Consider the following 23,129-nt stretch of genomic DNA (forward strand, 5'->3'; position numbering starts at 1 on the left):
GACTGCTACCGGCCGGCCGAATCGCCGACTCCGGAGGTCCGTGTCCGGCATAGCGAATGAGCAGAAAGATGCCCAAGATCAGCAGGCCCCAGAACAGGGCCATACCTACGAACATCAAGAGGTAACCCCAACTCCAACCACTCGAATAATGGTCGTGCATCACAGCGAGGCCTCCAACGTCTCCATGCGTGTCGTCCGCACTCCCTCCAGCGGAGAACTCACGCTTCCCCCCTCATGATGCGCCCTTTCACAACGCACATACAGGGTCTTTCTGCTCGTATCCACAGGTGTGGCCAAGGCTCCGCATCCTGCCGCAAGTCCTTCTTTCGAGAGCACTTCGGCACCATCTGTCACAAGAGACCCAGCCGAGGAATCCTTCCGATCCACGAGGTGTTTCAGAGAAGTAACGAGGTGGTAATCAGCGACCGCCGACTGAAGAGAAGTGGACGTCATGACGAACCTCCCCGAGTTCGAGGAGCGACTCCCGACCGCCGATACACCCGCGGTCCCTCGCGATGTCTCAGCAGAGTCCCCGGTTCGGTCCACTCCGCGCGTCATGCTCGTCGATCCACGGTTCGGTCAGCTGGCCGCACAGTTCTTTCGCCTCTTCGAGCGCCCCTCCAGCGGCGGCGGCGCACTGGCGGTATATCTGGGAGGGGAACCTGTCGTCGATATCTGGGCCGGGTGGTCGACCCCAGACACCCGCTGGCAATCTGACACCGTGTCCGTGTCTTTCTCCACCGGAAAAGGCGTCGCGAGTACAGTTTTGCACCGTCTCGTCGAACGCGGGCTGATCGATTACGACACACCCGTCGCAGAGTATTGGCCCGAATTCGCAAGCGCCGGTAAGGACACCGTGACAGTACGGCAGCTGTTGGCTCACCGGGCTGGGCTGCATCGTGTACGAGGACTGGTTCCCGGCCGATTGGCGATGCTCGATCACGACAGCATCGCCAATGCCCTTGCTTCGGCCACTCCGGACCACCGCCGCCTGGGCGCACCCGGATACCACGCAGTCACATTCGGATCTCTCGTCGCCGAACTCACAACTCGCGCCACCGGCTCATCATTTACAGACCTCGTCCGCACCGAGATCGCGGAACCTCTTGGTATTCCAGAATTCTGGTTCCAGGTCCCCGAAGACGAACGGCATCGGATCGCGAGGTTGTTCCCCCACATCAATCAGTTCAAAATGCCGTGGGATACCGCTTCGTTCGCTTTGGCCCGGATACCGGCGCTCAGAAATATCGCGGATGCCGGCATGCCGGCAGGTTTCGACGAACTCGTCCGCAATCCCACGATCCATGACTACGTGATGCCCGGCTGGAACGGCGTGTTCAGCGCGCGTGCCCTTGCTCGTATGTATGCAGCACTTGCCAACGAGGGAATTGTGGGTGGAATCAGGTTTCTGAGCGAAGACACCCTGGAACAGGTCAGCGAAGTGCAGACCACTGCACGCGATTACGTACTCGGAATCCACATGAACTGGAGACTCGGCTATCACTCGGCGTTCGTCACCAGCCGCACTCGGTCGCTGCAGGCCTTCGGGCACTACGGCCTCGGCGGATCAGGCGCGTTCGCCGATCCCGAAACTCGTTTGTCCGTCGCTTTCGTCACGAACAGAATGGGCGGCCCCCTAACTCCGTTCGCCGACCTCAGGCTGGCTGGATTGGGCGCCAAAGCGGAAGCCATCGCCCGCACGTTGTAGGCCGCCGATCAGCGACGTCGCGTCCACCGCCAGAATTCGTCGCATCCCCACACCAAGACCGGCAAGGGCAGTAACCACAGAACCTGATACCACGAGGGCGAGACTGTGCCGAATAGGCGCTGCGCCGTCGGAACCGTCACCACAACAGCGGCAAAGACAACCTCGAACGCAATCCCCCAGAGCAACAAACGGTTCGAGAACAGCCCGATCTCCCGCAAGGACGCTCGCTCAGTGCGAGAAGCGACGGCGGTACCGATCTGACACGAAACGATCCCGAGGAAACTCATTGTCGTCGCCAGCTTCCAGGTGTGCTCGAGCGCACCTGACGACACGTCAGCCCCGAATGTCCAGCCTCCGGACACGAGAGTTGTCATGAACAACACCATGACTGCTGCAGCCGACACGCCCCCCAGGACGCCCCACGATCGGACCAGCATCGCCTTGTCCACGACATTTTGTGAAGCCTTTCGCGGCGCCCGATCCATCAAACCAGGCTCCTCCCGTTCCCGACCGAGAGCCAACGCCGGCAATGTCTCGGTACCCAAATCGATTGCCAGTATTTGCATTACGGTCAATGGAAGTGGAATCTGACCACCGGAGAGCGCATAGACGAGAAAGGGCACCACTTCCGGTGTCGCGTGAGCGAAAATGTAGACGATAAATTTTCGGACATTGTCGTAGACCCTGCGCCCAGCTTGGACCGCGTCGACGATCGTGGCGAAATTGTCGTCGGTGAGAACCATCGTCGCAGCCTCCCGAGCGACGTCGGTGCCCGAGCGCCCCATCGCCACTCCGATGTCCGACCGTCGCAGAGCTGGAGCATCATTGACACCGTCGCCGGTCATCGCGACCACATAGCCACCGGCGCGTAGTGCATCCGTGATCCGAAGCTTCTCTTCAGGTGAACTACGAGCGAAGATGATCTCGTTGTCGGTGTAAAGGAGCCTGTCGAGATCCTTCTCCGACATACCTTCGAGTTCAGATCCGGTTACTACTTGTAAGCCCGCATTGCCGATTCCGACACTCTCCGCGATTCCGCGTGCAGTGAGTCCGTGATCGCCCGTCACCACGATGATGCGTATTCCGGCCGTATGACATTTTGCCACCGCCGCACGGACTTCGGGTCGCGGAGGATCGATCATCGCCACGATCCCCAGCAATGTCATGTCGCGCTCGATATCTCGACGACAGAGTTGTTCAACCTCCTCGGCGGTGGCCGATCGTTCTGCCACGGCGATCAGTCGCAGTCCTTCACGTGCCCACCTGTGGACCACCGCTGCCACTTCCGAGCGCTCCGAGGACTCGAGACCATGCTCGGACGCCCCAGAACCGACGATGCGGACGCACAAAGACAGAATCTCTTCCGGCGCCCCCTTCGCCTGGATCCGAAATCGATCACCGACTCGGTCTACCGTCGACATCCTACGAAGCTCGGGATCGAACGGAAAAATAGTGTGATGTGCTTGGATGGCCGCGTTTCGCGGCTCCCCGATGTGTTCCGCCGCCCTCAACAATGCCACCTCGGTGGGATCCCCCGAGTCGCACTCGTCGCCGTCCCCTGACCCCTCCCTGAGCTCTGCAGTACAACAGGATGTGATCGCGTGTGCCAGACGACGCGGCACGGTCCCCTCGGGCCACGGATCGGTGGCCGCATCGTCTGCATCGAAGGTCAGAACGTCGCTCGGCATCCATATCCTGGTTACTCGCATGCGGTTCTGTGTCAGCGTCCCGGTCTTGTCCGTACAGATAACGCTGGTGGAACCGAGCGTTTCCACTGCCGAGATCCTTTTGACCAACGCACCTCGTTTAGCAAGGGTGCGTACTCCGACTGCCAGCGCCAACGTGATGATCGGAAGGAGCCCTTCGGGAACGTTGGCAACAAGGAGTCCGATTGCGAAGTTGATCGAATCTCCCCAGGACAGTCCCGCGATCAGGCTACCGAGGGGGATGAATGCCGCGCCCATCACCACCGCTACACAGGCGATCAGCCAGGCAACCTTCTTCACTTGTTTCTCGAGTGGACTCTCGTCACGACCCCCGCGCTGGGAAAGGGCAGCAATCCGTCCGATCTCGGTACGCATACCAGTGGCGAAGACCAATCCCATGGCTTTGCCGCCGAGCACATCCGTTCCACTGAAGGCGATGTCTCGGGCCGAAACCAAAGCTCCTGCGTTACTTGTCGAATCCGCAGAAACAGTGACCGGAACCGACTCTCCGGTCAGTGTGGACAGATCTACCTGCACCGAGCCCGATATCAGTCGCGCGTCCGCCGATACCCGGCCGCCTTCGTCGAGAACGATCACATCACCTGGCACCAAGGTCCGTGCATCCACCACTTGCTCGGCGCGGTCACGGACCACCACCGCCGTTGCCGGGAGAAATGCAGAGAGCGCCTCCACCGCTTGTTCGGCATGTAACTCCTGAACGAACGCGAACACCGCATTGACGAGAATCACCAGAACGATTGCCACGGCCAGCGGAGAGGGTCCACTGACAACAGCAAGTCCGGCGGCAACCCACAACAGCAACGCGAGGGGATGAGTCAACTGCCGGAGTATCTCGCCAGGCCACTCACGTCCACGCCGACGCTGCAGTTCGTTGGAACCGTGAACGAGGGACCGTCGTTCGGCTTCTCTGGCCGAGAGACCTTGCCGATCTGACCTGAGATCTCGAAACATTCGTTCCACGGATTCACGCGGATTCACCGCATCTGATTTCGAATCAGCGACCGCTTCAGACACACGCACACCTCCTCGCGAACCAAGAACCAAGTGCAACTGCTTCGTTCGAGGTTTCACCGTCCGAGAACGCGATACCAGGGCACTCGGTAGTCAACTCAGGCCGTATGGCCTCACTGATCGAAACAGTGTCCGCCTGCCGTGCAACTAGTGACATTCGGCCATGTATGCAATCGACACCGCGACGCAAAGCTGGACGAAGACCGGACATGCCTGCAGGTCCGCCCGCCCGCACGACGGTGCTCGTCTGGCCCCCTGCCCCGCACAGAATCGAGAATCACCGTGAGCGCCACCATCGTCGTCGTCGTGGTTGCGACAATCCTGTTCCTGATTTTCGCAATGGCAATACGAATCGTCACACAGTACGAGCGCGGTGTTCATTTCCGGCTGGGGCGGATCATCGCGGTACGCAATCCCGGTCTGACACTCATCATTCCCGCGGTCGACCGGATGACCAAGGTCTCGATGCGTATCGTCACGATGCCTATCCAGTCGCAGGGAGTTATCACCCGCGACAACGTCAGCGTCGATATCGCGGCCGTCGCATATTTTCGCGTCATCGACGCGGAGAAATCCGTGGTGACCATCGAGAGCGTCAACTCTGCCATCGACCAGATCGCGCAAACCACGCTCCGAAACGTGGTAGGTCAGCATTCCCTCGACGAGGTTCTGTCGGAAACGGCCGTGATCAACACCAGTATCCGTCAGATACTCGATACCACGACACTCGACTGGGGCGTCGAGGTAACGCTGGTAGAGCTCAAGGACATTCAGCTTCCGGAAAGCATGAAGCGAGCCATGGCGCTTGAAGCAGAGGCCGAACGAGAGAAGCGGGCAAAGATCATCGCAGCGGAAGGGGAAGCGCGAGCCGCCGCTGCGCTCGGCGAAGCGTCGGACACAATGATGGACCACCCGTTGGCGCTACAACTGCGCAACCTGCAGACCCTCGCAGAGCTCGGCGTCGAGAAAAACACCACCGTGGTCTTCCCCGCACCCCTGATGAGCGCAATCGGCGAACTCGGTTCGTTTCTTCATCGGGAAAACGCATCTGCGGAGGATCTCTCCAGTCATGGTGCGAAGGAAAACGCCATGAAAGAGACAACTTTCAACGCAAGCTCCCTCAGCGCCAGCCGACCGTGATGCCTCCACTCCAGACCGGTCCAGGAGGCCGGCACCATGCGTAAAGATCTGATTCACACGACGGGACGACCCACTCGCTGGTGGAACCAAGCTCCCTGGTCTTCGAACCGACTCATGCGTCCGTCGGATCGTATCTGGTCCTCCTTGGTCATCGCCGCAGTCGCAATCGGGACTCTTGCGATACCTGTCGCAGCAGCAGTCGGCACGTCCGTCTACGCGTCCGGCCGAGCGCGAATCGAACAGCAACAGCACGTCGACAGCCAATGGAGTGGCACGGTGAGTCCCGACCCGGTTCCCGGGACAAAAGACATGGGAGCCGCGCGCAAGGTCGTGGCATGGACCATGAACGGAACTGCACGCACCGAACCAATGGTTGCTCACTTCAGCGCACGTCCCGGTGACACGATCGCCGTGTGGACGAATGCAACGGGCGATCAGGTTCCGCCTCCCCCTCAGACGTCGAGCACGGCTGTCGACGGAATCGCTGCTGCGATCACGTTGTATTGTGCGAGCGTTCTTGCTGTGCACGGAATGCTCACTGCCGCAAAAACACTGATCAGTTGGCGCAACGGTCGCGCCTGGGATGCAGAGTGGTCGGGGGCCTTCCCACCACACGCATGAAGTAACAAAAATCCAAGTGGATTCGTCTGCGACTGGATTCGTCTGCGACGCAGATCAACTGCTACTCCCTTCCCTCTCCGATCGATCTGCGAGGACGAAATAGCTCTCTTCTTCCTGACGGAAATGCAACTTCAGCACCGCATAGAGACCGTAGAGACACGCGAGAAGGTCTCCGACCTGAGCATCGTCCACCGCTCCCAGCTTGTCCGCGGCCCTGACATGATTCTCGACCCGTCGGCAGAGTCTCTCGATCTCGGAGTGAGCGTCGGCCACCGCCGAGATGGAATCCGCGCCACCCAACGAACGCTCTAGTGCTGGATACAGTTTCGCCCCCTCGGCCCGCTCGTGCGGAAGAACCACCTCCTGGAGAAGCCGATTGGTCTGATGAAGTCGCCGCATTGCCAACACACGGTCGTCACCCGAGAGAGCATCCGCAGCGACACGAATCGAATCGAGATCTGCGCGCATACGACGATGCTCCGTGGAGAATCCGCGAAGCATCCGCTCCAACTCAGGTTCGAGCTTCGGCACACTCGACCGTCCGTGCCCAAGCGCACGTAACGCGTTCAGTATCACTGCAACATCTATCAACTCCTGCAACAAGGCACCCACCGCCGGAGCCAGCAATCCGAACGCTGCAAAAGCCATCGCGACCACAGAAAGCCCGGTACCGACAGTGGCACTCTGCACAGCAATTCGACGAGATCGCCGAGCAATATCCATTGCATCGGCTACCCGAGACAACCGGTCTGTCGTCAAGACGATGTCAGCCGCTTCAGACGATGCCGTCGCACCTCGTGCACCCATGGCGATACCGACCGATGCTGCGGCCAGCGCCGGCGCGTCGTTTATTCCGTCTCCCACCATGACGGTCACCGCGCGCTCGGATTCTTCGCGTACTCGCACGACCTTGTCGGCAGGTTCCTGTTCCGCATGAACCGCGTCCAGTCCGAGGACACATCCGACCTCGACTGCAGGTTCCGGACGGTCGCCAGTCAGCATCACGATCTTGCCGATGCCGGCCGATCGCAAGCGCCGTATCGTCCAAGGTGCGTCGTTGCGAATCGGATCGATCAGCAGTAGCGCCCCGCTGAGTTGATCGTCGATCCGCACCCACACCACGACCGCTCCGTCGAGCCTCGCGCGATTCTCCACTGATGCGGCCCAGCCGGGGCGGTCGATCGCGCCGGCGATTCTGCCGACTTCGACGACATGACCGTCGACCGTTGCGGTCACTCCATACCCTGGCCGTTCGGTCACCGATTCGGGTGTACTGAGCAACAAACCCTGCGCTCGCGCACTTCGAACGATGGACTCCGCCAAGATATGTGAGGACACTTGGTCTGCGGATGCAGCCAGGCGGAGAATTGAAGAGCTGTCGACGTCCTCTCCGCAGACGATATCCGATTGTGTGGGTTTCCCTGTGGTCAAAGTCCCCGTCTTGTCGATAACGAGAGTCTTGACATTTCCGAGCCTCTCCAGTGCACCGCCGGACCTGACGATCACACCGATCCGCGATGCCCGTGAGAGACCGGAAACGATAGCAACGGGTGCAGCCAGCAAAAGCGGACACGGGGTCGCGACGACTAGTACGGCAACCGCACGTGTGGCAGAGCCACTCGACATCCACGCAAAGCCACTCACGAGCAGTGTCACGGGTATGAACCACGCCGCCACGCGGTCGGCCACACGCACGATCGGCGCACTGTCGGCGGCCGCTTCCTGGGCAAGCGAAACCACCGCCGCGTACGTGCTCGATCTGGCCGTCCGACTCGACTCGATTCGACAACCACCACCCGCATTCACCACGCCACTGCGAACCGGGTCGCCGATCGAGCGCTCCACTACTTTCGATTCACCCGTCAGAGCGGATTCGTCGAAGACTGCCGGTTCACCGACAATCCATCCGTCCGTGGGTACGACGTCCCCGGAGCTGAGGAAGATTCGGTCGCCTGGCTCGATCTCGTCGACCGCAACCGTCCGAAGTTGGCCGCGCTCTTCGCGTTGCGCAGTCCTCGGAACATGTTCACGAAGGGAACGAAGATCTCGCGCCGCTCGACGATTGGCCGCCGCATCGAGGGTTCGCCCGGTCGCCAGCATGACTGCAATCAACGCACCGGCCAGATACTCCCCTACCAAAATCGTTCCGAGCAGCGACAGAACTGCAATGACATCGACGCCCGCCCGTCCTCTGCGCAACCCGTCGACAACCCACCACCCTGCCGGCAGCAACGCCGCAATTGTCCCCAAGGCCCACATCCCGTCGGCAACGGCGCGCTGATCGAGCGACCAGGCGAGAACGCCACCGGCGAGCGCAGACACAGTCGCGATCAGGAGAAGGGACTCGGCTTTCGTCGTCAAGCGCTGGAACAGGTCTCGGATCAGCGACATGATTCCAGCGTCGTCATTGCCGCGCCGCGACCACTAGTGCCGTAATGCCCGACTGAGACACCGCAATGCCCCGCGACGGTTGACCGCTGTTTAGTCCAGACTTGAAGGATCGAGGAATCGAGCATCTCCGTGTGGGAACCGCTTCAGTTCGAGGGGAGATCAGATGAGCATTCATGCTTCGTATCTCGACGTAAAGGAAACGACTACCGGGGTCGTCGTACTTGTAGGTGACCGCGCGTACAAGATCAAAAAGGCCATTTCCACGCCATTCCTCGACTTCAGCGAACCTTCACGACGAGAGGACGCTCTGCAACGTGAACTCACGTTGAATCAAAGGATCTGCGAGGGTGTCTACCGCGGAGTGACACACGTGGTCGACCCGGTCGACCAGTCGAGCGAGCCGATTCTGGTGATGGTGCGTATGCCCGATGAGCGAAGACTGTCCGCGTTGGCTGCGACGAATCAGGATGTCGCACACGCATTGGACGAGATCGCAGCGGCAGTGTCGGACTTTCACAGGCGAGCAGCCAGGGGCGAGCGAATATCCGAACAAGGAACATCAACAGGCGTCGGACACCGATGGGTATCGAATCTTGCCGAATTGCGCCAATTGTGTGCGGGTCTCCTCCCGCCCTGCCGACTCGATCACCTCGAGTCGATGTCTACGAGATACCTGTGTGGGCGTCGGTCCCTGTTCGATTCGAGAATCGCCGAAGGTTGCATCGTGGACGGCCACGGAGACCTTCTCGCGGACGATATTTTCGTACTGCCCGACGGACCCAAGATTCTCGACTGCCTCGACTTCGACGACCAACTCAGATTCGTCGATATTCTCGACGACAGCTGTTTCCTCGCCATGGACCTGGAGTTTCTCGGCTATGAGGATCTTGCGAGGGAGTTCCTTGCCTCGATCGTCGCGAAATCGAAGGACCAGCCGCCGATTTCGTTGATCGACCATTACATCGCCTATCGCGCCACGGTTCGTGCCAAGGTCGACGCTCTGCGTCTGCAGCAAGGCGATTCGAATAGTCAGGCCGCGCTCGAACGGCACCTTGATCTTGCCGACAACCACCTGCGCAACGGCGAAGTTCGACTATGCCTGGTGGGCGGCTTTCCGGGAACCGGTAAAACGACATTATCCCTCGCTCTTGCCGCACACACCGGCGCTACAGTCATCTCCAGCGACCGCGTGCGGCGCGAACTCGTCGATGCCGGCGCACTCCGCGGCTCCGCCGACGCCTATCAATCGGGACTGTATTCGCCCGACTCGGTTCACACCGTCTACAGCGAAATGCTCGATCGTGCCCGCGATCACCTCTCGATGGGTGAGTCGGTCGTACTCGATGCAACATGGGCTCGGTCTCGACACCGCAGGGAAGCCGAACTGTTATGCACCTCGACAGCGTCGACGTTGATCAGCCTGTCGACCAGCACACCGCTACCTGTCGCCGTTCAACGAATAGCAACGCGCAGGAATACGCTTTCCGACGCCACGACGGCTACTGCAGCCGCCATCGCGCAAGGCCACGACCCTTGGCCCGAATCGACCGCGATCGATACCGACACATCCATCGACGTCAGCGCCGAGTCGGCCGTAGATGTCTGGCGCCGGTCAGTGAGTGTGGGTAAAGGTGTCAACTCGACACGGTGAGCACCTCTTCGAGTGGACGACGGCCTGTGCCCCTTGGTCGATGTTCCTCGATACGTGTTTCGCTCCCTGCGGCATCGATCACCGCGTCGGACGGTTCTCTCTCCAACCCGACACGAATCATCACCTGTGGATTCTGAAGTGTCTCGCCGGATCTCGAAGCAACATCTCGAACGATTTCCCGACTTGATTCCACTTCGGTCAAATGTGTCAGAGGGCAGGTTGCCAGGTGCGACGCGGTGGCATGTAACAGCAGCGAGGACATCGCCTGACCTACGTTCAGCCAGTCGATCGGTGTGTCCGTAACCGTACTGAGCAGTATCAATGCTGCATCGTCCCTCACTCCATGCCCGATCCTCAGTTGCCCCGAAGGAAACGCTCGTGCAGACGCAGACTCGTGAATCGACAATGCATCCGGCAACGCACTGCGCGGAACACCGTCTGCGGTCGGAGCCGAGCGTATCCAACTCTCCAACTCGTTCCAGTACGCCGGATCGCTCTGATGCTCCTCCGCGGCCACTGTGGCCGCTCGGGCGAGCATGTCCCCGAACTGCGGTGACAAACTGATCGCCGACGCCCCGAACACCGAGGCTTGCCGCGCAAGGCCGACCAGCGACCCGACGGGGGGTGCATCGAATGGCCGTCGGTCGGAGCGGCGGCGTTCCAACGATGCGAAGAGGCCCGCGTCGGCACTCATCGCGCGCGCTCGCCCTCTGAAGGTGATCACCGCGAGCAGGTCCGGTTGCCCACGGTCGGGAAACGTCGCGACAATGGGCTCGATGAGGTTGTGTTCCAATGTAACTCGCAAATGATGCAAGGCGGCGCCACAGCTGATGATCAGTTGCCTGCCGGCAGGATCCTCCACCGGGATCGAGCGCAGCCGATCGACGCGGAGTTCAAGTTCACCGCGCCGCAGTCGCCAAGCCCACGGTTGGACGTTGTGAACAGACGGCGCCGCGCAGGCCCAACGGACAGCGTTGCTGATCGTCTCGGAATCCGCGCTCACGTAGCGCACCATGGTTAGATCACTCTCGTCGAAGTCGTCTGCTGTCGGACGAGCGGCAAACGTCTCTGTTGATCGTGCGCCTCGCCCCGCACTGTTCGCTACGGCCCTTTGTCAATCAACTTGTGTCAATCATCGAACTCTCGTGAGGCATCCTCGGTTCGTGCGGAGTACTTGAATTCACCGCCACGGAGTTGTTCCGTGATCTTGTCCGCCCACGCATCGATGTCGGCCCAGTCTCGAGCATCCGAGTATCGACCGCCCATGATCTTGAAGACAATGCGCCCGACCAGGGGCCAGTCTCCACGTGTCAACGCACCAGCGAACCGGCGATGGTCTCGCAAGTCCGCGGATTTGCGAAGTTTTGTCACCGTCCTCGGTTCAGTCGCCGACTTTCTGATTCGACGAGTCAGTCGCGTAGACAGAAGCGTCGATGTCTCGCCCCATGTCGCGACCGAGAAGGCCCACACCGGTTGAGTCTTCACTTCCACCCTCCGTCGATCGACAACGACTGTGGCGGAGGGCAACCAATCCATGTCGTGAATGGCGCTTCCCAAGATCACAGCGTCGAACCATTCGTGCCCTGGGCTCTCGACCGCAGGAAACATCTTCACGTCGAATCCTGCAGCACCACACCGTTCCGCGATCCTTCCGGCTACACCTCGCGTCGATCCTTTGGCACTCGCGTACGCGATCAGAATCTTGGTCATCGTCACTCGTTCCCATCAGGAAGGGGAACCGACCAGACGAGAGTTGTACCGCCGCCATCAGGGGACTGTGCGTCAAAGGTCCCACCCAAGGCGAATGCTCGCTCGCACAGATTCTTCAGCCCGCGCCGATGTGCACCTGGTGGCAAGCCGATTCCGTCATCGGCGATCGTGACGGTCAATGAATCGTGCACATCTATGACGATCGCTACGGTGGACGCCTGCGCGTGTCGGACCACATTGCTGAGCGCCTCTCGCACCACCGCCTCAGCTTGCTCGCCCAGAGACGGATCGACGACAGACAGTGGGCCCCTTACTTGGACCGTCACCCGCAGATCGGTGTCAGCGCTCGTCTCGGCGACAACTTGGTTCAGGCGACTCCGAAGTGAAGGGGCGCCGTCCTCGGTCGCATGCAAGTCGAAGATGGCACGGCGAATGTCTTGAATGATGTCCTGCAAGTCGTCGATGGTCCCACTGAGCCTTTGATGTATGTCAGGAGCCCGCGTCCGCTGGAGCGTGCCTTGAACAGACAATCCGACAGCAAAGATTCGCTGAATCACGTGATCGTGGAGATCACGCGCGATCCGATCACGGTCAGCAAGTATGTCGAGTTCTGCCATTCGCCGTTGATTGTCTGCCAGCCGCAGTGCAACAGCCCCTTGATCGGCAAAGGCCGACATGGACGCCAACTGATCCGCTCCGTATTGCTCCGCCCCAAGCAATTTCAATACCGCCAGGACTCCTCGAACCTGTTGTCCGTCTCGAAGTGGCAGCACGATCGCAGGTCCGTAGTCATGTCCCTCACCGAACCCCGGATCGAATTCCAATGACTCCGTCACAATCGGAAATTTGTTCCGGTAGACCGCGCCCGATGTGGAGAAGTCCAACGGAATTCCGTGTCCGACCAAGGTTTCGGAATCAAGCCCACTCGCGACAGTGACCACCAACTCGGCGGTCGCTACTCCCGTCAGCTCAGGATCCGGAGGTACCGCCAGAAATGCGCAGTCAGATGAAGTGAGTGACAACGACTTGTCTGCGATCAGTTGGAGAACCCCGAGCGCATCAGCGCCGGCCAACAATGCTGTCGTTACCTCGCCGGTCGCGAGCAGCCATTCTTGTTTCATTTTCGTCAGGGCGTACAGCTGGGAGTTGTCGATCGCGATGCCGGCGGCCGATGCGAGCGCGAGAACGATCATCTCGTCGTGCGCGGTGAAAGCTCGCCCGTTCGACTTCTCGGTGAGGTAGAGATTGCCGAACACCTGGCCACGAGTCTGTATCGGTACGCCGAGAAAGGTTTTCATCGGCGGATGATGGTCGGGGAAACCCACGGAGGCCTCATGTTTTGACAGATCATCCAACCGCAGTGGCTTCGGATCAGAGATCAGGGCGCCGAGCACACCGCGTCCGCGGGGGAGGTCACCTATCAGTTCCCGCCCGGTCTCGTCGATTCCTTCGTAGACGAATTGCTTCAGTTCCTCACTGTCGCCGACCACTCCGAGTGCACCGAACCTGGCATCGACCAACGCGATAGCGGATTTGACGATCGTACGCAGAGTCGTATCCAAGTCGAGTCCTGCCGAGACCGCCAGTAGAGCTTCGAGAAGTCCGTCGACATGAATGCCTTCGCCGGACGGCACGCCGAAGTCGTTCGGTACCATTCCGGCATGAGCTTCAGAACCCGGCTCGGAGTGAGTCATGGCTGCGGAAGGTGCTCGTGCATCTTCGTTGCCAGTATCGCCGCTTGAGTTCTACGCTCCACGCCAAGTTTGCTCAACAAACGGGAAACGTAATTCTTCACGGTCTTCTCCGCCAAAAACATTCGCGCCGCAATCTGTCGATTCGTCAGGCCTTCACCAAGTAATCCCAGCAATACGCGCTCCTGCTGGCTCAGTTCCTCGAATGGGCCGTTCTTGTCAGCCGCATCGGTACGCAATTTCGCCATCAACGCCGCAGCAGCTCTGTTGTCGAGCAACGATTTCCCCGCGCCGACATCTCGCACCGCCCTGGCCAAGTCCAGTCCCTTGATGTCCTTGACCACGTAGCCACTGGCACCGGCCAGAATCGCATCGAGCATCGCCTGATCGTCTTCGAACGAGGTGAGGATGAGGCATCGCAATGCAGGCAACTTCGACAACAACTCGCGACACAGTTCGATCCCGTTTCCATCCGGAAGCCGAACATCGAGAACAGCCACGTCTGGTTTCAGAGCAGGTATTCGTGCCATCGCGTGGGCATAATTCGACGCCTCCCCTACTACCCTCAGCCCCGGGTCTCCCTCGAGTAACTCCACGAGGCCACGGCGCACAACCTCGTGATCGTCCACCAGAAATACGTCGGTCATGTGATCATCCGTCCTCACCTCACGCAGCACGCACTCAACGACTACCCATAGCCCGACGAACGAATCAGCGAACGCGGACGTCACTGCACCTAACGGGTGTTTCCCGACAAGTTCGTCACGTCACGGTAAGGACCTCGGACATCGACCTGCGAGTGGTCATGACGGGCGGAGTGCCGCCAGGCGCGCGCCCGATACGAACCAGCATCTGAGGAACGCCGACTTCCGGCACCAACTGGTTGAGCAGAGCACGACTGCCAGGCACTTCGGTCATGTGTGACAGTGGGCACGTCGCCGCGCCCCGAACCGTCGCTTCGAGCAGTATCGACGAGAGCACCTGACCACACCGCAGCCAGTCGCGCCGGGTGTCAGTGGTTGTGCCAATTGCCAATACCGTCGATTCGTCGATTGCGCCTTGGTCCCCCATCGCGGCATTACGGCGCGCGGGAAAAGTCCGGGCGATGGGGACGCTGCCACCACCGGAAACAAGCGAAGTCTCCGGAATTCCACCCGAGGACATGGAATGCCCAGCCCACCAATGCAACTCCGCTTGATACTCGGAATCATATCGGCGAGCAGCGGCCGACGCTTCGGTTGCGCGAAGCAGACCGGCTCGTTGATCCGAGTCCATTACCGTTACGCCGACGTCGAGTTTGCGACCTACTTCCGCCACACAGTCGGTCAGCTCGTCGATTGCGTCGAACATCCCGAAAGCGCGGCGGTCGGTGCGCCGCCGACGTATCGCGGCGAGCATGTCGAAGTCGTGCGAGCGCGGCCGCGCATCGTGTCGAAACTCTACCGTGGCAAATAGATTCGGGGAGACTCCGCGGTCTTCGTAGTGAATGTCGGCACTCCAACGTAGCCCCAGCAGGCCCACTCGGAGGTGATCGAGTGCGGCGCCGCAACTGATATGCAGTTGCCGTCCGGTCGGGTCAGCTGCCCGGAGAAGTCTACGGTGATCGCCGAACAGCTGTAACCGCCCGTCGGCGTACGTCCACCGCCACGGTTGGCTGTTGTGCAAGGACGGCGCCCGACACGCGAGATCGACGGCGAGCTGTACGACACTCGAATCCGGTTTGGTGAGGTTCATGTCTCCTCCGATCTCAGCGGCCCGAAGTCGTACGTGCCGCTCTCAGTAGTAGCGTCTCAGGGTCGTCCGCTCTGCATAAGTGCCAATGGTCACCGCAACGCCGGCCCTGTGAAGGTCGGCCCAATCCGACTGGTGACACCGAAAATGACTTTCTCCTCTGCCATCGGCAGCCTCGTTCACGAAGGATTCGGTCACGGCCAGTTGACATCCGTTCCGACGAGAAGGAGATCAGTTGTGAAAATCAATCCACCCGTTGTTGTCGGGTATGACGGATCTTCGCAGTCACGGGACGCAGTGTGGTGGGGCGCTCACGAATCCGCCCTCCGAGCTGCACCCTTACTCCTGCTGACGACGATGTTCACTCCCACCACCTATGGCGTACCCATCGGGATGCCGGCCTTCTATTTCGACGAACAAGAAGCAGCCGCCAAAAAACGACTTGCCGAGGCCACCGAACTGGCGAAACAAGCGATCGGCGAACGAACAGTCCAGATCGACGTCGAATTGGCTTCGGATCCACCCATACCGGTGCTCCGTGAAATCTCCAAGACTGCCCGGGTCATCGTCGTCGGAAGCCGCGGACACGGTGAATACACCGGAGGTCTCCTGGGTTCGGTGAGTTCGTCGCTGGCAGTGCATTCACTGTGCCCGGTCGCCGTCGTCCGAGGACTCGGCGGCGACGAGGACGTCTCCGTTCGCCCTGTAGTAGTCGGGGTCGACGGCAGCGTACACAGCGAACCAGCCATCGCAACTGCCTTCGAGGAAGCGTCACTACGTGGCGTCGAGTTGGTCGCCGTCCATGCGTGGTCGGACGTAGTTCTCGACGTTGTCTTCTCGAAGTTTCGCGAGGTCGATTGGCGAGCCCGCCAAGACACCGAACGCGCACTGCTCGCCGAGAGCCTGGCCGGATTCGGTGATCGTTACCCCGATGTTCCAGTAAATACTGTCGTAGTCAAGGACAAGCCGGGTCAAAATCTCGTCCACCACTCCGAGCGGGCACAGTTGGTAGTTCTGGGACGCCGCGGCCGCGGCGGATTCAGCGGCATGCTTCTCGGGAGCACCTGTCGAGAGGTCCTCCACGACGCGCACTGTCCGGTGTTGGTCGTCAACAGCCATCGATGATCGAGATGGCACCCCGCACGCCCTCCGACGAGTGGATGATGTCGTGGCATGTCGACTCCCCCGGTTCGCTCGGGACGCATCCTCTTGTAAGGCGACTGGTCCCCCGCCCGGAAATCGGCGCGAATGAACTACTTGTTCGTGTTCTCGCGTGCGGAGTGTGCCGCACCGACCTCCACGTCGCCGTAGGCGACCTTCCGGTTCACCGACGCAATGTCGTACCGGGTCACGAAGTTGTCGGGCTCGTCGAGGCGGTCGGGACGGCTGTCGACGCCTTCAAGCCCGGTAACCGTGTGGGGATTCCGTGGCTTCACTCGACGTGCGGTGTGTGTCGCTACTGCCTACGCGGCGCTGAGAACCTGTGCCCGAACTCCACCTATACCGGCTGGGATGTCAACGGTGGATTTGCCGAATATACTTCTATATCAGAAGGATTCGCACTCAAACTCCCGTCTGGGTATACGGACAACGAACTCGCTCCGCTACTCTGTGCGGGAATCATCGGATTCCGTGCGCTCGAGCGTGCCGACCTGCCGGAAGGTGGGCGGCTGGGAGTTTACGGTTTCGGCGCAAGTGCACACCTTGCGACGCAGGTCGCACTTGCTCGAGGCGCACAGGTGCATGTGATGACGCGCAGCAGATCCGCGCGCGAACTGGCCCACGATCTCGGAGCCGCATCGGTGCAAGGTGCATACGACCATCCACCGGAACTGCTCGATTCGGCAATCCTTTTCGCGCCAGTCGGTGATCTCGTTCCCACTGCCCTCGAAGCACTGGACCGAGCCGGCGTCCTGTCGATCGCCGGAATACACCTCACGGATGTGCCTGTACTGAACTACCAGAAGCACCTGTTCTACGAACGCGAGGTTCGCTCGGTGACTTCGAATACCAGGCGAGATGCACAGGAGTTTCTCGAATTCGCAGACAATCATCACCTCCGCGTCAGCACCATGCCCTATCCACTCAGCGGAGCGAATCGGGCACTGGAAGACTTGGCGGCAGATCGAGTCACTGGCGCAGCAGTGCTGGTGCCATGACCATCTGGCGCGCGGCGACCTCCGAACACGCGTCGGTGGTCATTCGTAGACGCGTCTTTCGCGCTGTCTTGTTCGACATGGACGGTGTCGTGACCGACACCCGACATACCCATCGAGCCGCCTGGGGGCGCCTGTTTCACGAATTGAGCGCGCACGGCGACGTCGGCGATGTGGAACTCGACGACGAGGACTATCGAGAATTCATCGACGGCAAAGAAAGACAGAAAGGCCTCCGGTCATACCTCGAATCGCGGAAAATCGAACTCCCCCTGGGGCATCCCGACGATCCTCCCGACGCCACTACCGTCAATAATCTCCTCGAGCGCAAAAACCGATTCTTCCTCGCGGAACTCGAACGAGAAGGAGTCGGGGTGATCGTCCCGACCGTGAGGTGGATTCAGCAACTACGCGCCGCCGGCGTACTCACTGCTGTGGTGTCGGCAAGTAAAAACGCGCGACGAGTACTCGAGAATGCCTGTGTATCTGACTATTTCGACATCCGACTCGACGGCGCCGACATTGCACTACTCGGGTTGGACGGCAAACCGGATCCAGACACCTATCTGGAAACCGCACGAAGACTGTCGATCCCGCCAGCCGAATGCGTCGTCGTCGAAGACTCGATCGCTGGAATCCGCGCCGCCCGATCCGGTGGATTCGGTCTGCGAATCGGTCTTGGCCCAAGCGAAAATCTCGAATCTCTCACCGAGAACGGCGCCGACCTCGCCGTCACCGCCATCGGCGAGGTCAACTTCCACTTCGTCACGGCCACAACGCGCGAAGGCGATAACCACGACCCTGGATGCCGACTCTGTATATCAGGAAATGAGCCCAACTCCACACTCGAATATCGCGGGATAGATCCGAGCGCCACTGGCCTTCGCGAGACCATGTCGACCGTGGGAAATGGCTACTTTGCCACGCGAGGCGCGTTGTCTGAGTCCCACGATGACGGCCTCCACTATCCCGGCACCTATGTCGCGGGGTGTTACAACCGACTCACCTCGGATGTGGACGGACACGTACGCGAGGACGAAAGCGTGGTCAATCTGCCGGACTGGACGACATTTACCGTCACAGGTCCTGACGGAGAACTGCTCCAATCCCCATCAGCGCTTGTCACGCACCACCACGAAGCAGTTGATCTCGAGCATGGAATCTGTTCCAGAGAAAGTGTATTCCGCGATACGCGCGGTCGCGTCACTCGAATTCGACAACGCCGGATCGTATCGATGGACGATCCACACGTAGCCGCGATCACCATGACCGTCGCAGCCGAAAACTGGGATGGATCGATCGACATCGCATCCGGGATCACCACCGACGTCGTCAACAACAATGTTCCGGACTATTCGAAACTGGCCAAAAAACATCTCGAAGTCCTCGCTTTGGATACCGTCGGCGACCAATGCATTTCCGCAACGGTCCAAACCACTAGCTCCCACATCCGCATCACCCAAGCCGAGCGTCTCCGCCTGACCGACGTCGACGGATCAACCACGCAACACAACCGCCGCGTGAACACAGACCACACTGGAATCGTGCAGGTCATCCGCTGCCGAATCACGGTCGCCAAACCCGTCACCGTCGAGAAGACGTCGGCGCTCTTCACCTCCCGCGATAAGTCAACACTCGATCCAAAGTCCGCCGCGTGGCAACGAGTCCAGGAAGCAGAGAATCACGGCGCACTGTTTCGACGCCACTGCGCCGCTTGGGACTGGCTCTGGAACCAATTCGGCATAACACTCGCTACGGAAGACTCCACCGCTCTGGCGACGAATGTATTACTCCTTCACGTACTTCAGACACTGTCGACCCACACGACAGATCTCGACGTCGGAGTTCCCGCTCGAGGACTCCATGGCGAGGCATACCGCGGTCACGTCTTCTGGGATGAATTGTTCGTTGTGCCAATCCTGACGCGTCGGCTTCCGGAGTTGACATCGTCGTTGCTGCTCTATCGGTGCCGGCGGTTAGCCCGGGCGCGCCGAAACGCCCGAGGGTTGAACCTGCACGGCGCTCTCTTTCCTTGGCAAAGCGGCAGCGACGGTCGAGAAGAAACACCGCCCTTCCTCTTCAACCCGAGGTCTGCCCGCTGGATACCCGATCACTCTCGTCGCCAGTACCACGTCAACCTCGCAATCGCCCACAATGTCTGGCGATATTGGCAAACGACAACCGATCTGGAATTTCTCGGTAATCACGGGGTCGATCTACTCATCGAGAATGCGCGATTTTGGATGGCAAAGTCCGAATACGACGCGAGCAGCGACAGATACGATATCCGCGGTGTCATGGGCCCAGATGAATTCCATGACGGCTATCCCGACCGCCCCGGCACCGGGATCGACAACAACGCATACGTGAACGTCATGACGGAATGGTCGCTCATACGTGCGGTCGAGGCGGTTCGGGTACTCCGGAATGACAACCGATACTTCCCTGGGCGCCTCGATGTGACCGACGAGGAGTTGGTGTCGTGGGACCGACTGAGCAGGCGACTGCGCCTGACTTTCCTCGACAACGGCCTGATCAGTCAATTCGAGGGTTTCGGCGCGTTGACCGAGCTGGATTGGGCCGACTACCGGTCACGATACGGGGACATCGGCCGCCTGGATCTCATACTCGAGGCAGAGGGAGACTCATCGATCCACTACAAGGCCTCGAAACAGGCAGACATCCTCATGTTGCTCTACGTATTCACCGCTGAGGAACTGACTGAGTTGATCACGCGATTGGGGTACGAGTTCGATCCCTCCGTGATCCCGGCGATGATCGATTACTACCTCGAGCGTACGACGCACGGTTCGACACTGAGCCGAATTTCCCACACCTGGGTCCTTGTGCGAGGCAACCGATCACAGTCGTGGGCCATGCTCCGCGATGCACTGGCCGCGGATCTGTCCGACGCTCGGAGCGGAAGTACCAGGGAAGGAATCCATCTCGGAGCGATGGCGGGCGCGATCGATATTCTCGAACGCTGCTACACAGGGCTCGATTTTCGGGACGATATTCTGTGGCTGCATCCGCAATTACCCGTCGAGCTGCGTGAACTTGCCTTCACGATCTATTACCGTGGCCACCGTCTTCGAATCCAGTGCACCCATTCGGCTGTGACTGTGACATCGGAGACGAAAGATGTCCCACCGATCGCACTTTCGATCGACGACACCAGCTACACCTTTGCTGCAGGCTCGTCGGTCACCGTGGAGTCCGAACAGCCAGGGAGCTCGAACAGCTAGGGGGTCCGAACAGCTAGGGGCTGTCACGAGGCGTCGATCGACCCCAGGGCGAATCCGGCGTCGGACAGATCCGCATACGCAGGCTCGCCGTGGGAGCCGTCATCGCGAACCTCGACATACCTGGCCGAATACGCTCTCGGGTCAGCAGCGCTGCCCGTGACAGGCATCCTCTCGAGGACGACAGCGCCAGGCCATCGCGCATGGACCGCAGCGACCAGCGCGCTGCCGTCGACTGTCGCCGTCGACAGTGGTCCACCTTCACCCACGATCACTACCCGCTGACCATCTGTCAGCATCCATACCCCGACCGGGAAGGACCTGACTGCGCCCTCTCCCCCTGAGACCGTCACCGTATCCCCTGTCTCGCTCACCAAACGCGCAATTTTCGGTTGATTCATTGCCGGGCCTCCTGAGCAGTCGTACCGGTCGAGTCGAGTCGCTCTCTGCCGTCGACGCTAGCGCACAACAACCACCACCACAGGTGTCGGCGGCACACGGATCAGAAGGCCGAAAGACCCTTTTTCGTGCACCTCGCGGCCCTGACCAGGAAGTCCTGACCCCGGCACAATTCGAATCACGATCACCCGAGCACGGCGAGTGCATGTGAGCAATCACCGTGTTGATTCCCGAGCGGAGCACTGGATGAAAACACTGGTCACGGCCGCAAGCCGCCACGGTTCGACAAGCGAAATCGCAGATTTCCTCGCAAAATCCCTGCGAGAGAGCGGAATGGATGCAGACCGCCGTCACCCCGACGACGTTCTCGAACTCACCGAGTACGACACGATAGTTCTCGGGAGCGCGATCTATATGGGGCACTGGATGAAGGACGCAGAGGAATTCACCAAACGCTTCTCGGATGCATTGCGGCTTCGCCAGGTTTGGCTGTTCTCCTCGGGACCGATCGGTTCGGGCGAATCCACGACCGGTGTTCCGTCCGACATTGCCACCTTGATGGAGAAAACCGGTGCAGTCGAACACAAATCCTTCGCAGGCAAACTCGACCGCGAAGGATTGGGGTTCGGTGAACGAGTAGCCGTACGAGTCGTTCACGCGCCTGAAGGCGACTTCCGGGATTGGGCTTCGGTTCGCTCCTGGGCTGAGTCGATCCTCGGGACAGCTCGCACCACACGGCATTTCGAATCAGAGGAGACATCATGAACCGCGGAGCACCAATCGTGGTGGGTGTCGACGGGTCGGCACCGGCGCTTTCCGCAGTTCGATGGGCGGCCCGAGAAGCCGTACTTCGCACTCGACCGCTCCACTTACTGTCCGTGATGCCTGTCGAAGCAGACACTTTCGGCGGTGCTGTCAAACTCGGTGCACCACGGTTTCCAGACCAACGAACTGTTGGTCGCGAACGACTCTCCACAGCTCGTTCCGAGGCGCTGCTGTCCGCAGCGACGCTGGGAGACAGAGAATTACAGATCGTCGACAAGCTGAGATTCGGAAACGGTGTAGAAGCACTCCTTGACGAATCCCGCACGGCTGCGATGCTTGTCGTCGGATCACACGGGCTCAATCAATTCGCCGACGCGATACTCGGCTCCGTCAGCGCGGCAGTGGTTCTCCATTCGAACGTGCCTGTCGCAGTCATCCGAAACGTCCCGAAGTCGAAACAGCCGCAGATGAGCGGCCCGATAGTGGTGGGTATCGACGGGACAGAGAACAGCGAACCCGCGATTGCCGAAGCGTTCGAGACCGCTTCACTCCACAGAGTGGAGCTCACTGCAGTCCATGCCTGGAGCGACTCCGACCTTACAACCGTGTTTCGCTCCGACCCTGACGGTGTATCGCTGGACTGGGACACGATCTCTACCGCCGAGCATGCGGTCTTGGCGGAAAGGCTTGCGGGGTGGAGGGAGGAGTACCCCGACGTCGCCGTTCGATGTGTCGTCGTACGTGACAATCCTGCAAGGCAATTGGAAATCGAATCGAAATCAGCGCAACTCGTCCTCGTGGGTCGGCGAGGACGGGGCGGATTCTCGTCGATGTTACTCGGCTCCACGAGTCGCCGTCTCATGCACACAGTGTCCTGCCCGTTGCTGATCGTTTCGTCCCCGATCCGCCAGAAGGACCAGAACAAGTGACAACGCACCTCGAACCCCACTCACCACCGAACTCGCCGTCGGACCGCAACCAATACTCCGCCACGGTCAATCGACTCGACGCGGAGTTCAAGGGACTCATCTCGGCGGAATGCATCAACATCGTCATGATGGGCTGCCTCGACGATCTGTCCTGGACAACACCGCAAGCCCGACCTGAACTCAGCGAACGACTGGCGCGGCAACGCATCATCAGCTATCTCGACAGCAAGGCCGACAACTTCAACTGAGGGGCTACG

Annotated in this window: 18 protein-coding genes; 10 read left to right on the forward strand and 8 right to left on the reverse strand. The window is 60.1% G+C overall.

Annotated elements, in window-relative coordinates:
* Positions 1-451 precede the first annotated feature (451 nt).
* Positions 452-1,708: a serine hydrolase domain-containing protein gene (locus ACSW29_RS25975; protein ID WP_448278647.1), complete on the forward strand. Its 1,257-nt coding sequence runs from the start codon at positions 452-454 to the stop codon at positions 1,706-1,708.
* Positions 1,709-1,716: 8 nt separating this feature from the next.
* On the opposite strand, the gene ACSW29_RS25980 is transcribed toward ACSW29_RS25975, so the two are convergent.
* The gene (locus ACSW29_RS25980) at positions 1,717-4,506 is read right to left on the reverse strand and encodes a cation-translocating P-type ATPase (RefSeq protein ID WP_448278648.1); all 2,790 of its coding nucleotides are present in this window, start codon (positions 4,504-4,506) and stop codon (positions 1,717-1,719) included.
* Between the two features lie 279 nt (positions 4,507-4,785).
* Between ACSW29_RS25980 and ACSW29_RS25985 the strand changes: the two genes are divergently transcribed.
* Both ACSW29_RS25985 and ACSW29_RS25990 read left to right on the forward strand, forming a co-directional pair.
* Positions 4,786-5,586, forward strand: a complete 801-nt coding sequence (locus tag ACSW29_RS25985; RefSeq protein ID WP_448278942.1) for a slipin family protein — start codon at positions 4,786-4,788, stop codon at positions 5,584-5,586.
* Positions 5,587-5,622: 36 nt separating this feature from the next.
* Positions 5,623-6,207: an Rv1733c family protein gene (locus ACSW29_RS25990; protein WP_448278649.1), complete on the forward strand. Its 585-nt coding sequence runs from the start codon at positions 5,623-5,625 to the stop codon at positions 6,205-6,207.
* 54 nt (positions 6,208-6,261) lie between these two features.
* Here ACSW29_RS25990 and ACSW29_RS25995 read toward each other — a convergent pair whose 3' ends face one another.
* Positions 6,262-8,598 (reverse strand): heavy metal translocating P-type ATPase, encoded by a 2,337-nt coding sequence (locus ACSW29_RS25995; protein WP_448278650.1) that lies wholly within the window; start codon positions 8,596-8,598, stop codon positions 6,262-6,264.
* A 163-nt stretch (positions 8,599-8,761) separates the two neighbouring features.
* On the opposite strand from ACSW29_RS25995, the gene ACSW29_RS26000 reads away from it, so the two are divergent.
* A complete protein-coding gene (locus tag ACSW29_RS26000; RefSeq protein WP_448278651.1) occupies positions 8,762-10,249 on the forward strand; it encodes a bifunctional aminoglycoside phosphotransferase/ATP-binding protein in 1,488 nt (495 codons plus the stop codon).
* Here ACSW29_RS26000 and ACSW29_RS26005 read toward each other — a convergent pair.
* From ACSW29_RS26005 to ACSW29_RS26025, 5 genes are all read right to left on the reverse strand, one after another.
* Positions 10,233-11,252: an Acg family FMN-binding oxidoreductase gene (locus tag ACSW29_RS26005; protein WP_448278652.1), complete on the reverse strand. Its 1,020-nt coding sequence runs from the start codon at positions 11,250-11,252 to the stop codon at positions 10,233-10,235. The genes ACSW29_RS26000 and ACSW29_RS26005 overlap by 17 nt on opposite strands.
* A 125-nt stretch (positions 11,253-11,377) precedes the next feature.
* Complete coding sequence (locus tag ACSW29_RS26010; RefSeq protein ID WP_080656740.1) at positions 11,378-11,959, reverse strand: flavodoxin domain-containing protein; 582 nt, start codon at positions 11,957-11,959, stop codon at positions 11,378-11,380.
* A gap of 2 nt (positions 11,960-11,961) precedes the next feature.
* Positions 11,962-13,653 (reverse strand): GAF domain-containing sensor histidine kinase, encoded by a 1,692-nt coding sequence (locus ACSW29_RS26015; RefSeq protein ID WP_317826461.1) that lies wholly within the window; start codon positions 13,651-13,653, stop codon positions 11,962-11,964.
* Positions 13,650-14,297, reverse strand: a complete 648-nt coding sequence (locus ACSW29_RS26020; RefSeq protein WP_020907981.1) for a response regulator transcription factor — start codon at positions 14,295-14,297, stop codon at positions 13,650-13,652. The genes ACSW29_RS26015 and ACSW29_RS26020 overlap by 4 nt, the downstream gene beginning before the upstream one ends.
* 115 nt (positions 14,298-14,412) lie before the next feature.
* Positions 14,413-15,384, reverse strand: coding sequence for an Acg family FMN-binding oxidoreductase (locus tag ACSW29_RS26025; protein WP_347872946.1), 972 nt, complete (start codon positions 15,382-15,384; stop codon positions 14,413-14,415).
* A gap of 234 nt (positions 15,385-15,618) precedes the next feature.
* Between ACSW29_RS26025 and ACSW29_RS26030 the strand changes: the two genes are divergently transcribed.
* Genes ACSW29_RS26030 through ACSW29_RS26040 form a run of 3 tightly spaced genes read left to right on the forward strand, consistent with a single transcriptional unit; the run spans position 15,619 to position 20,782 of the window.
* Positions 15,619-16,506: a universal stress protein gene (locus tag ACSW29_RS26030; protein WP_448278653.1), complete on the forward strand. Its 888-nt coding sequence runs from the start codon at positions 15,619-15,621 to the stop codon at positions 16,504-16,506.
* A gap of 35 nt (positions 16,507-16,541) precedes the next feature.
* Positions 16,542-17,540 (forward strand): zinc-binding alcohol dehydrogenase family protein, encoded by a 999-nt coding sequence (locus tag ACSW29_RS26035; RefSeq protein ID WP_031333463.1) that lies wholly within the window; start codon positions 16,542-16,544, stop codon positions 17,538-17,540.
* Entirely contained in the window at positions 17,537-20,782 is a 3,246-nt protein-coding gene (locus ACSW29_RS26040; protein ID WP_448278654.1) for an HAD-IA family hydrolase, read from the forward strand. Before ACSW29_RS26035 ends, ACSW29_RS26040 begins: the two co-directional genes overlap by 4 nt.
* Positions 20,783-20,805: 23 nt before the next feature.
* Here ACSW29_RS26040 and ACSW29_RS26045 read toward each other — a convergent pair whose 3' ends face one another.
* Positions 20,806-21,180, reverse strand: coding sequence for a hypothetical protein (locus ACSW29_RS26045; protein WP_021333637.1), 375 nt, complete (start codon positions 21,178-21,180; stop codon positions 20,806-20,808).
* A gap of 244 nt (positions 21,181-21,424) precedes the next feature.
* Between ACSW29_RS26045 and ACSW29_RS26050 the strand changes: the two genes are divergently transcribed.
* From ACSW29_RS26050 to ACSW29_RS26060, 3 genes are read left to right on the forward strand one after another with little or no spacing between them, the layout of a single operon-like run.
* Entirely contained in the window at positions 21,425-21,943 is a 519-nt protein-coding gene (locus ACSW29_RS26050; RefSeq protein ID WP_020907987.1) for a flavodoxin domain-containing protein, read from the forward strand.
* Complete coding sequence (locus ACSW29_RS26055) at positions 21,940-22,872, forward strand: universal stress protein (RefSeq protein ID WP_448278655.1); 933 nt, start codon at positions 21,940-21,942, stop codon at positions 22,870-22,872. Before ACSW29_RS26050 ends, ACSW29_RS26055 begins: the two co-directional genes overlap by 4 nt.
* Positions 22,869-23,120 carry a hypothetical protein gene (locus ACSW29_RS26060; protein ID WP_448278656.1) on the forward strand — a complete coding sequence of 84 codons (252 nt, stop codon included), beginning with the start codon at positions 22,869-22,871 and terminating at the stop codon, positions 23,118-23,120. The genes ACSW29_RS26055 and ACSW29_RS26060 overlap by 4 nt, the downstream gene beginning before the upstream one ends.
* Positions 23,121-23,129: the final 9 nt, after the last annotated feature.

Source organism: Rhodococcus sp. GB-02 (assembly GCF_053470465.1).